Source organism: Streptomyces olivochromogenes (assembly GCF_021538895.1).
Classification (GTDB): domain Bacteria; phylum Actinomycetota; class Actinomycetes; order Streptomycetales; family Streptomycetaceae; genus Streptomyces; species Streptomyces olivochromogenes_A.
Map to the genome: position 1 here is coordinate 1 of NZ_JADDRL010000193.1, position 10,000 is coordinate 10,000.

Below are 10,000 nucleotides of genomic sequence, written 5' to 3' on the forward strand. Positions count from 1 at the left end.
CCTGCGGCCGCGGGACCCTGCCTTCAGGCGACGAGCTCGCCGAAGGCGTTCTCCTCGTCACGGCCGAAGCTGAGGACCTCGTCCTCGCGCAGCCGGCGGAGCGACCGCCAGATGCTGGACTTCACCGTGCCGACACTGATGTCGAGGATCTCCGCGATCTCCGGGTCCGTGCGGCCCTCGTAGTAGCGCAGGACCAGCATGGTGCGCTGGAGCTCGGGCAGCCGGGCCAGCGCCTGCCACAGGACCGCGCGCAGTTCGGTGCCGCGCATCGCGTCCGTGTCGCCGGGCGTCTCCGGCAGTTCCTCGGTCGGGTACTCGTTGAGCTTGCGGCGCCGCCAGGCGCTGATGTGCAGGTTCGTCATGGTGCGGCGGAGGTATCCGCCGACCGCCGCCTTGTCGCTGATCCGGTCCCACGCCCGGTACGTCGAGAACAGCGCGCTCTGCAGCAGGTCCTCGGCCTCGAAGCGGTCGCCGGTCAGGTGGTAGGCGGTGGCGTACAGGGAGGCGCGGCGCTCCTGGACGTAGGCGGTGAACTCCGCCTCCGTCAGCGAGCGACGCTCCCCCGAGTCCTCCCCGTACGCGCTTCCCCCGTGGGCCCCCGTGACCCCCGTCGTGCTTCCCCCCGTGTGCGCGTCAACCACCGACATGTACGTGGTGTGCTGACGCCCGGTGCCGCGAGCGCACCCCCGCCCGCTCACGGCACCGGACTTCTCGGAACCCCGGTTCACGTCGTGCAGACGCGTGACCACTGCGCTGGTGCTCATGCTGTGCAGCGTGTTCATCTCGCGCTCCCCGTCGTGGACTTCCGGTGTTCGATCCGCTTCCTTGCCTGTGCCGAAAAGCTTGCCGATCGACCTTCATGGCCGTGTCCGCCGACTGTCACAGACCTGTCACAGGGGTCGGCCACCGGGGAATCACCGAGTGTGCACAGGTGGTGGCGGTACCGGGGATTCGAGCGCCTGAGGGCCCCACAGGTCGTACGAGAGCCCCTCCATGGGCCAGAATGAGCCCCGTGCCTTCCCTGTTGCTGATCGAGGACGACGACGCCATCCGTACGGCCCTGGAGCTCTCACTGACGCGCCAGGGACACCGGGTGGCCACCGCTGCCACCGGTGAGGACGGTCTGAAGCTGCTGCGCGAGCAGCGACCGGATCTGATCGTGCTGGATGTGATGCTGCCCGGTATCGACGGGTTCGAGGTGTGCCGGCGCATCCGGCGCACGGACCAGTTGCCGATCATTCTGCTGACCGCGCGCAACGACGACATCGACGTGGTGGTCGGGCTGGAGTCCGGCGCCGACGACTATGTGGTCAAGCCGGTCCAGGGCCGGGTGCTCGACGCCCGGATCCGGGCCGTGCTGCGCCGCGGCGAGCGCGAGTCCAGCGACTCGGCGACGTTCGGCAACGTCGTCATCGACCGCTCGGCGATGACCGTGACCAAGAACGGCGAGGACCTCCAGCTCACGCCGACCGAGCTGCGCCTGCTGCTGGAGCTGAGCCGCCGGCCCGGCCAGGCCCTGTCCCGGCAGCAGTTGCTCAGGCTCGTGTGGGAGCACGACTACCTGGGCGACTCCCGGCTGGTGGACGCCTGCGTGCAGCGGCTGCGCGCCAAGGTCGAGGACGTGCCGTCGTCCCCGACGCTGATCCGTACCGTGCGTGGTGTCGGCTACCGCCTGGACACGCCTCAGTGACCCAGACGCGAGGGGGTATCCGCGGCTGGGCCGCGGGTCGCAAGGGAACCGTGTCACGGCTGCGTTTCACCAGTCTTCGGCTGCGTCTGGTCGTGGTCTTCGGGCTGGTGGCGCTCACGGCCGCCGTGTCGGCCTCGGGCATCGCCTACTGGCTGAACCGGGAGGCCGTGCTCACCCGCGCCCAGGACGCGGTGCTGCGCGACTTCGAGCAGGAGATGCAGAACCGGGCCGGCGCGCTGCCCGTGCACCCCACCCAGGACGAACTGCAGCGCGCCGCGGGCCAGATGGCGAACAGCAGTCAGCGCTTCAGCGTGCTGCTGGTCGCCCAGGACCCGAACGGCCAGACGGTGTACGGCAATTCCGGCGGCCTGAACGGGTTCGCGCTGGAGGACGTGCCCACGTCGCTGCGCGCCGCGGTGAACAAGCAGCAGAAGGTGGCCGACGGCAACGAGTCGCCGTACCACGTGTACTGGCAACGCGTCGTCGACCACGGCACGCCGTATCTGGTGGCCGGGACGAAGGTGATCGGTGGCGGCCCCACCGGCTACATGCTCAAGTCCCTCGAACCGGAGGCCAAGGACCTCAACTCCCTGGCCTGGTCGCTCGGGATCGCCACCGGGCTCGCGCTGATCGGCTCGGCGCTGCTCGCGCAGGCCGCGGCGACGACCGTGCTCAAGCCGGTCCACCGGCTCGGGGTCGCCGCCCGCCGGCTCGGCGAGGGCAAGCTGGACACCCGGCTCAGGGTGTCGGGCACCGACGAACTCGCGGATCTGTCACGGACGTTCAACAACGCGGCCGAGGCGCTGGAGAAGCGGGTCGACGACATGGCCGCGCGGGACGAGGCGTCCCGGCGCTTCGTCGCCGACATGAGTCACGAGCTCCGTACGCCGCTCACCGCCATCACCGCCGTCACGGACGTGCTGGAGGAGGAGCTGGAGTCGGAGGCCGGCGGCATCGACCCGATGGTCGAACCGGCCGTACGGCTGGTGGTGAGCGAGACCCGGCGGCTGAACGACCTGGTCGAGAACCTGATGGAGGTCACCCGCTTCGACGCGGGCACCGCCCGGCTGGTCCTGGACGACGTCGACATCGCCGACCAGATCACCGCCTGCATCGACGCCCGCGCCTGGCTGGACGCGGTGGAGCTGGACGCCGAGCGCGGCGTCCACGCCCGCCTCGACCCGCGCCGCCTGGACGTCATCCTCGCCAACCTGATCGGCAACGCGCTCAAGCACGGCGGGTCGCCGGTGCGGGTGTCGGTGCGCATCGTCGACGACCAGCTCGTCGTCCAGGTGCGCGACCACGGCCCCGGGATCCCCGAGGACGTGCTGCCGCACGTCTTCGACCGCTTCTACAAGGCGAGCGCCTCCCGACCGCGTTCCGAGGGCAGTGGCCTCGGCCTGTCCATCGCCATGGAGAACGCCCACATCCACGGCGGCGAGATCACCGCCGCCAACTCGCCCGAGGGCGGCGCGGTGTTCACGCTGCGGCTGCCCAGGGACGCCTCGGTCCTGACGGAGGAGCCCGACAAGGGCGACAAGGGCGGCGACGGCGAGAAGGGGGGCGCGTGATGACCACGCGACCGACGAAGGCCCGCCGGATCCGTGGGCGGGGCGCCCGGCGTCTGCTGGCGCTCCCGCTGCTCGCCGCGGTCCTCACCGGCTGCGGCATCCGGGCCACCGAGGTGCCGACGGACTTCGGCGCGGCGCCCTCGCGGGTGCCGTGTTCGCTGTCCGAACCCGATCTGTCGGCGCAGACCTCGCGGGGCGTGCCAGTGCAGGTGTTCCTGCTGTGCGGTTCGTCGCTGGTGACCGTGGACCGCGCGGTGCGCGTCCCGGACGGCACGGCGGACGCGAAGCGGCGGGTGATCGTGGCGCAGGGGCTGCTGGACCAGCTCGCCCAGTCGCCGTCGCCCAGCGAGAAGGACGCGGGCTACACGACGTACGTGCACGGCGGGATGAGCGTGGGCGGGCCGCGGCCCGGGGACCCCGAGGACACGCTGCGCCTGAGCACCGCGCCGGACCGGCTGACCGCGTCCGCCCTCGCCCAGATCGTGTGCACCTTGTCCGACTCGGCGGCGGCCGAAGGCGACGGCTCGGTCATCCTGGGCGGACCGGGCAGGGAGCCGCTGCGGCGGTACGAGTGCACCGACGACGTCCGGGCCCGGCCGGGCACCGCCGAGCCGCCGTCGAGCGACGTGACGGCGGGCTGAGGGCGGGCTGCGGGCGGGCGGACAGCCGGCCGGCGCGCGGCCCGGGCCACCGGACCGCGGGTGTGTGCGACGCCTCATGCACGCGTGCGTGTCCGATCCGGAACCGATCGTGCACGGGGGCGCGTCTTGGGGGGCGTGCAGCGTGAAGGCTCCATCGGCGGCAGCGCCGCGATCCGCATCCGTGTGACAGGGGGCGTCCTCCTCGTCGCGCATCTCGCGTTCGTCGCCTGGCTCATGCTGCGACCACTGGACGTCCCCTGGGTGATGCCCGCCAATCTGCGCCCGCTCGCCGGCATCCGGGCCGACCTGGCGCTGGGCTGGGCCGAGGCCGCCCACCGGATCGGGGAGGGCCTCGCCCTGCTCGCCCCGTTGGGCGTGCTGCTGCCGATGGCCCACGGCAGGCTCGCCGCCTCCCCGTTCGCCTCCCTGGCCCGTACGGCGGCCACGGGCGCCCTGATCTCCCTGGGCATAGCCCTGCTGCAGACCGGGGTGCCGGGCCGGGTGGTGGACGTCGACTCGCTGCTCCTCAACACGGTGGGCGTGGTCCTGGCGCACCTCGCCGTCGTCCCGGCCGGCCGCGCCTGGCTGCGCCGCAAGGGCGAGCGCGTGCGCCACGGGGACGAGGCCGCCGTCCCCCAGGGGGAGACCGCTCAGGGTCGGACCCCGACGATTCCCAGGGTCGGCATCGCACCGTAGAGCGACGCTTCGTCCCCTTCGTCTGCGTAGCGTGGATGTCAGATGAGGCAGCCAGTCGGGAGGCCTCGGACCGACGCTCGCGAAGGAGCCGACCATGACCGCCCTTGCCCGCCCCACCCATGGCCGCATGATCGGCGGAGTGTGCGCTGCGCTGGCACGGCGCTTCGGCACCTCCGCGACCACGATGCGGGTGATCTTCCTGCTGTCCTGCCTGCTGCCGGGCCCGCAGTTCCTGCTCTACATAGCCCTGTGGATCCTGCTTCCCGCTCAGGACAAGGCCGGCACGGCGGCCTGGTGAGGTCCCGCGCGTTCCGCACGCACGAACGCCGTTGGGGCGCACCCGGTGCTTCCGGGTGCGCCCCAACGGCGTGTGGGGGGCTTGTTTCAGCCCAGCGGGATCCCGTTCACCGGCAGGCCGTGCGTGGGCAGGCCCTGCAGCGGCAGTCCGCCGAGCAGGCCCTTGGCCGGGCCGGTCGGACCCCCGGCGAGGACCTTCTCGGCGACCGGCTGCGCGGCGGCAAGGCCCGTACCGACCGCGGCCTGCCCGTGGGTGAGGGCCTCACCCACGGGCAGCGCCTTGCTCACGTTCCCGGCCGGCAGCGTCGAGGTGACGGTGTCCAGGGCCTGCGCGGCCTGGGGGGCATGGGGGGCGGCCGGGGCCGCGTTGGCCGCACCGGCACCGACGGCGGCGAAGGCGGCACCGAGGGCGGCGACACCGAGGGTCTTGGCAGCAGACTGCTTCATGGTGAATGCGTCCTTGAATGCGATGACGGGGATCAACAAAAGTTCTGAGCGGTCCCCGACGGTAAACACGCCGGGCCGGACGCCGCAAACATCGAAATGCGGACGGATTGTGAAAACCCGTCCGCATTCCGTGCACCCGTACCCCTCCCGGTCAGTCCTCCGAGTCGACAGATCCGCTGGTGGAGGCGGTCTGCCGGAACAGCCATTCGGATTTGAGCTCCGCATATCCGGGCTTGACGACGTCATTGATCATGGCCAGTCGTTCATCGAAAGGAATGAACGCTGATTTCATCGCATTGACGGAGAACCACTGCATGTCGTCGAGCGTGTAACCGAATGCTTCGACGAGATGCTCGAATTCCCGGCTCATGCTGGTGTGGGACATCAGACGGTTGTCCGTGTTCACGGTGGTCCGGAAGTGCAGCCGGCGCAACAGCCCGATCGGGTGTTCGGCGTACGAGGAGGCGGCCCCGGTCTGGAGATTGGAGCTGGGGCACATCTCCAGCGGGATGCGCTTGTCCCGGACGTAGGAGGCCAGCCGCCCGAGCTTCACCGAGCCGTCCTCCTGGACCTGGATGTCGTCGATGATCCGCACGCCGTGCCCGAGCCGGTCGGCGCCGCACCACTGGAGGGCCTGCCAGATCGACGGCAGCCCGAAGGCCTCGCCGGCGTGGATCGTGAAGTGGTTGTTCTCGCGCTTGAGGTACTCGAACGCGTCCAGGTGCCGGGTGGGCGGGTACCCGGCCTCGGCGCCCGCGATGTCGAAGCCGACTACGCCCAGGTCGCGGTAGCGGTTGGCGAGTTCGGCGATCTCCAGGGCGCGGGCCGCGTGCCGCATCGCGGTGAGCAGGGCGCCGACCCGGATGCGGTGGCCGTTCGCCCGCGCCTGCTGCTCCCCCTGCCGGAAGCCCTCGTTGACGGCCTCGACGACCTGCTCCAGGGTGAGGCCGGCCTCCAGGTGCTGCTCGGGGGCGTAGCGCACCTCGGCGTAGACGACACCGTCCTCGGCGAGGTCCTCGGCACACTCGCGGGCGACCCGGACGAGCGCCTCGCGGGTCTGCATCACGCCGACGGTGTGCGAGAAGGTCTCCAGGTACCGCTCCAGCGAGCCGGAGTCGGCGGCCTCCCGGAACCAGACGCCGAGCTTGTCCGGATCGGTCTCGGGGAGCTGGGAGTAGCCCGTTTCCCGGGCGAGGTCGACGACGGTCCCGGGACGAAGGCCACCGTCGAGATGATCGTGCAGCAGTACCTTGGGCGCCCGGCGGATCTGGTCCGGCGTCGGAAGGGTCCCGGTCGGTGCAGTCTGGCTCGTCATTTCCGCACCGTACTCCCTACGCGCGTAGATCGCCGGGTGTACGAATCCGTCGATACGTAACGGTGACCCCACGGAAGGGTGGCGTACACCCGTGCTTCTGACACTGTTCTGTCATGGCACACCAATCGGCGCCGGAACGAACGGCCAGGCTGGGAAGGGCAGTCGGCCAGGAGCCGACCGCGGTGAGCGGGGCGGTGCTGCTGCTCCCCGGCGGCGAGGAGGTGTCCGCCCGACGGCCTTCGTCCGTCTGGGCGACGTCCTCCGTCCGCGCCCTCGGACGCGCGCTCGCCCGCGCCGGCCGGGGCGAGGGGCTGGCCGCGCACGCCGTCCACTACCGCTACCGCGGCTGGAACGGCAGCGAGGCGCATCTGGCCGGGGACGCGTCCTGGGCGGTCGACGAGGTCGTACGGCGTTACGGGGACGTCCCCGTCTGCCTGGTCGGGGTGGGGATGGGCGGCCGGGCGGCGCTGCGGGCGGGCGGACACGAGGCCGTCAACTCCGTGGTGGCGATCGCCCCCTGGCTGCCGGAGGACGACATGGCCGCCTCCCCCGAGCCGGTGAAACAGCTCGTGGGGCGGCGGGTGCTGATCGTGCACGGGACGAACGACGAACGCACCGACCCGGAGCTGTCCTTCCGGCTCGCCGCCCGGGTGAAGAAGGTGAACCGGGAGGTGTGCCGGTTCGAGGTGCACGCTGACGGGCACGGGCTGCATCAGTACCGGGACGAAGTCCTCGCGCTCGCCTCGGACTTCGTGATGGGCGCGCTGTTCGGGCACCCGGTGGCGCGGCCGGTCGAGGACGCGCTGGCGGCGCCGCCGCCGATCGGGCTGCGGATGCCGCTGGCGGCGGGGTTCGGCAAGTCGCTGAGACGGTAGGGCCGCCCGTCGTCCACGGGCCTTCGTCAGGCGGGCAGGAGGCTCCCCCTGCGTGACAGCAGGAACTTCTTGAAGGCGGCCACGGGTGGGGTGTCCGGGCGGTCGGCCAGCCAGGCGACGCCGATCTCCCGTGCCGCCCGCGGGGCCGTGACCGTCAGTTCCACGACGCCCGGCCTGGGCACGGTGGGCGGTGGCAGGAGGGCGACCCCGAGGCCCGCCGCCACCAGCCCCCTCAGGGTCTCGGCCTCCTCGCCCTCGAAGGCCACCCTGGGGCGGAAGCCGGCCTGCCGGCACAGGTCGTCGGTGATCCGCCGCAGGCCGTAGCCGGGTTCGAGGGTGACGAAGGTGTCGTCGGCGGCCTCGGCCAGGCGGATGCGGCGCCGGCCGGCCAGGCGGTGGTCGGCGGGGACGACCAGGCGGAGCTTCTGTTCGTCGAGACGCCGGGCCACCAGGTCGGGGGCGTCGGGGACGGGAGACGTCAGACAGAGGTCGAGTTCGCCCGCGCGCAGGCGCTCCAGCATCGCCTCGCCGTAGTTCTGGACGAGGCTGAAGCGGATCCGCGGATGGTCCGCGCGAAAGTCGTGCAGCAGGCCGGGGACCGTCTCGGCACCCATGGTGTGCAGGAAGCCGAAGGCGACCTTGCCGGTGGCCGGGTCGGCGTCGGCGCGCACCTCGTCGGCCGCGCGCTCGATCTCGGCGAGGGCGCGCTCGACGGAGGTCAGGAAGGTGCGGCCGGCGGGGGTCAGCGAGACGGTGCGGCCGCGCCGGGCGAAGAGGTCGACGCCCAGGTCCTGCTCCAGGCGGACCATCGCCCGGGACAGGGTCGACTGCGGGACGCGTGCCTCCTGCGCGGCGCGCGTGACGTGCTCGGTGCGGGCGACGGCGGCGAAGTAGGCGAGGCGAGGGGCGAGCACCTTCGCCATCTCGGCCGTCTCCGCCGCTGCCGTCGGCTCCACCATGTCTGCTGTGTCACTGGACGGTGACAGGCGACCCTCTGACCTCTGCTGATGCACCATGGGAACGATTATGGCAAGTCCATGCATTGGACGGATGAGGCACGACGTCCTTAGGTTCGAGGCATGACTCCCGCCAGTACCGGGGCGCCCACTGCCGTGGGCGCCGTCCCGACCGTCCCCGCCTCCGACTCCCGTATGGCCCCCGGCGGTCCCGGTTACCGCAGGATGAGCTTCGCGCTCTTCCTCGCCGGTGTCGCCACCTTCGCGCTGCTGTACTCCACTCAGGCCCTGCTGCCGCTGATCTCCGGCGAGTTCGGGGTGGCGGCGAGCGAGGCGAGCTGGACGGTGTCGGCCGCGACCGGTGGCCTGGCGCTGTTCGTCCTGCCGATGAGCGCCCTGTCGGAGCGCTTCGGCCGCCGTACGGTGATGACGGCCTCGCTGGCGGTCGCGGTGTCGGTCGGCCTGCTGGTCCCCTTCGCGCCCTCGCTGAGCACGCTGGTGGTGCTGCGGGCGGTCCAGGGCGCGGCACTGGCCGGGCTGCCGGCGTCGGCGACCGCGTATCTGGCCGAGGAGGTGCGCCCCCGGGCGCTGGTCACGGCGATCGGTCTGTTCGTGGCGGGCAACAGCGTGGGCGGGATGAGCGGCCGGATCGTCACCGGCTGGATCGCGCAGGAGTGGGGCTGGCGGGCGGCCGTCGGGGTCGTCGGCGCGCTGGCGGTCGCGTGCGCGGTGGCGTTCCGGCTGCTGCTGCCCGCGCCCCGGCACTTCACGGCGGGCTCGCTGCGCCCGCGGGTCCTCGCCCGCACGGTCCGCGACCACCTGTCCAACCCGCTGCTGTGCCGCCTGTACGCGATCGGCGCGCTGTTCATGACGGTGTTCGGCGGCGTCTACACGGTCATCGGCTACCGCCTGACGGAGGCGCCGTTCTCGCTGCCGCAGGGCATCATCGGCTCGATCTTCCTGGTGTACCTGGTCGGTACGGTGTCGGCGTCGACGGCGGGCCGGCTGGTCGGCCGCCTGGGCCGGCGCGGCGCGCTGTACCTGGCCGGCACCACCACCGCGGCCGGTCTGCTGGTCTCCCTGGCCGACTCGCTCCCGCTGGTCCTGCTGGGCCTGGTCCTGATCACGGCGGGCTTCTTCGCGGGCCACGCGGTGGCCTCCTCGGCGGTCGGCAAGACGGCGACGACCGGCCGCGCCCAGGCCTCCGCGCTCTACCAGACCGCGTACTACATCGGCTCCAGCGCGGGCAGCACGATCGGCGCGATGGCCTTCCACACGGGCGGCTGGACCGGCACGGTCGGCATCGGCATCCTCGCGGTCCTCGGCGTCGTCACGATCACGGTCCTCGGCTCACGAGCGGCCCGCTTGTCGGCACGCCGGGAGTTCGCCGCCGCGCACTGAGCCCTCCTCGCCGCCCGTCTCTCCTTTTCCGCATTCCCCCTGCTCAGGGTCCGCTGTCAGTGGTCGCCGGTAGCGTCCGCGCGGCAACCGGACCGAGCAGGGGGTTTTCAC

At 72.0% G+C, this 10,000-nt stretch carries 11 protein-coding genes; 7 read left to right on the plus strand and 4 right to left on the minus strand.

Going from position 1 to position 10,000, the window contains the following annotated elements; all coding sequences use genetic code 11:
* Positions 1–23: 23 nt before the first annotated feature.
* Positions 24–782: a SigE family RNA polymerase sigma factor gene (locus tag IPZ69_RS44780; protein ID WP_235460664.1), complete on the minus strand. Its 759-nt coding sequence runs from the start codon at positions 780–782 to the stop codon at positions 24–26.
* A gap of 230 nt (positions 783–1,012) precedes the next feature.
* Here IPZ69_RS44780 and afsQ1 point away from each other — a divergent pair, with 230 nt between their 5' ends.
* The 5 genes from afsQ1 (at position 1,013) to IPZ69_RS44805 (ending at position 4,896) form a co-directional block, all read left to right on the plus strand.
* A complete protein-coding gene (gene afsQ1, locus IPZ69_RS44785) occupies positions 1,013–1,690 on the plus strand; it encodes a two-component system response regulator AfsQ1 (RefSeq protein WP_235460665.1) in 678 nt (225 codons plus the stop codon).
* Positions 1,687–3,261 carry a sensor histidine kinase gene (locus IPZ69_RS44790; RefSeq protein WP_235460666.1) on the plus strand — a complete coding sequence of 525 codons (1,575 nt, stop codon included), beginning with the start codon at positions 1,687–1,689 and terminating at the stop codon, positions 3,259–3,261. The genes afsQ1 and IPZ69_RS44790 overlap by 4 nt, the downstream gene beginning before the upstream one ends.
* Positions 3,261–3,902 carry a hypothetical protein gene (locus IPZ69_RS44795; RefSeq protein WP_235460667.1) on the plus strand — a complete coding sequence of 214 codons (642 nt, stop codon included), beginning with the start codon at positions 3,261–3,263 and terminating at the stop codon, positions 3,900–3,902. Before IPZ69_RS44790 ends, IPZ69_RS44795 begins: the two co-directional genes overlap by 1 nt.
* Positions 3,903–4,037: 135 nt before the next feature.
* Complete coding sequence (locus IPZ69_RS44800) at positions 4,038–4,598, plus strand: VanZ family protein (RefSeq protein ID WP_235460668.1); 561 nt, start codon at positions 4,038–4,040, stop codon at positions 4,596–4,598.
* Between the two features lie 94 nt (positions 4,599–4,692).
* Positions 4,693–4,896, plus strand: coding sequence for a PspC domain-containing protein (locus IPZ69_RS44805; protein WP_235460669.1), 204 nt, complete (start codon positions 4,693–4,695; stop codon positions 4,894–4,896).
* An 86-nt stretch (positions 4,897–4,982) separates the two neighbouring features.
* On the opposite strand, the gene IPZ69_RS44810 is transcribed toward IPZ69_RS44805, so the two are convergent.
* Both IPZ69_RS44810 and IPZ69_RS44815 read right to left on the minus strand, forming a co-directional pair.
* Positions 4,983–5,342, minus strand: coding sequence for an ATP-binding protein (locus tag IPZ69_RS44810; RefSeq protein WP_235460670.1), 360 nt, complete (start codon positions 5,340–5,342; stop codon positions 4,983–4,985).
* A gap of 151 nt (positions 5,343–5,493) precedes the next feature.
* A complete protein-coding gene (locus IPZ69_RS44815) occupies positions 5,494–6,657 on the minus strand; it encodes an adenosine deaminase (protein WP_235460671.1) in 1,164 nt (387 codons plus the stop codon).
* A gap of 113 nt (positions 6,658–6,770) precedes the next feature.
* Here IPZ69_RS44815 and IPZ69_RS44820 point away from each other — a divergent pair, with 113 nt between their 5' ends.
* Positions 6,771–7,532, plus strand: coding sequence for an alpha/beta hydrolase (locus IPZ69_RS44820; protein ID WP_235460672.1), 762 nt, complete (start codon positions 6,771–6,773; stop codon positions 7,530–7,532).
* Between the two features lie 26 nt (positions 7,533–7,558).
* On the opposite strand, the gene IPZ69_RS44825 is transcribed toward IPZ69_RS44820, so the two are convergent.
* Positions 7,559–8,548: a LysR family transcriptional regulator gene (locus IPZ69_RS44825; RefSeq protein ID WP_235460673.1), complete on the minus strand. Its 990-nt coding sequence runs from the start codon at positions 8,546–8,548 to the stop codon at positions 7,559–7,561.
* A 63-nt stretch (positions 8,549–8,611) separates the two neighbouring features.
* Between IPZ69_RS44825 and IPZ69_RS44830 the strand changes: the two genes are divergently transcribed.
* Positions 8,612–9,889 carry an MFS transporter gene (locus IPZ69_RS44830; RefSeq protein WP_235460674.1) on the plus strand — a complete coding sequence of 426 codons (1,278 nt, stop codon included), beginning with the start codon at positions 8,612–8,614 and terminating at the stop codon, positions 9,887–9,889.
* Positions 9,890–10,000: the final 111 nt, after the last annotated feature.

Coding starts and splice junctions, on each gene's coding strand:
- IPZ69_RS44780 (WP_235460664.1), bottom strand. CDS start 782: ATGAACACGCTGCACAGCATGAGCACCAGCGCAGTGGTCACGCGTCTG.
- IPZ69_RS44795 (WP_235460667.1), top strand. CDS start 3,261: ATGACCACGCGACCGACGAAGGCCCGCCGGATCCGTGGGCGGGGCGCC.
- IPZ69_RS44805 (WP_235460669.1), top strand. CDS start 4,693: ATGACCGCCCTTGCCCGCCCCACCCATGGCCGCATGATCGGCGGAGTG.
- IPZ69_RS44810 (WP_235460670.1), bottom strand. CDS start 5,342: ATGAAGCAGTCTGCTGCCAAGACCCTCGGTGTCGCCGCCCTCGGTGCC.
- IPZ69_RS44815 (WP_235460671.1), bottom strand. CDS start 6,657: ATGACGAGCCAGACTGCACCGACCGGGACCCTTCCGACGCCGGACCAG.
- IPZ69_RS44820 (WP_235460672.1), top strand. CDS start 6,771: ATGGCACACCAATCGGCGCCGGAACGAACGGCCAGGCTGGGAAGGGCA.
- IPZ69_RS44825 (WP_235460673.1), bottom strand. CDS start 8,548: ATGGTGCATCAGCAGAGGTCAGAGGGTCGCCTGTCACCGTCCAGTGAC.
- IPZ69_RS44830 (WP_235460674.1), top strand. CDS start 8,612: ATGACTCCCGCCAGTACCGGGGCGCCCACTGCCGTGGGCGCCGTCCCG.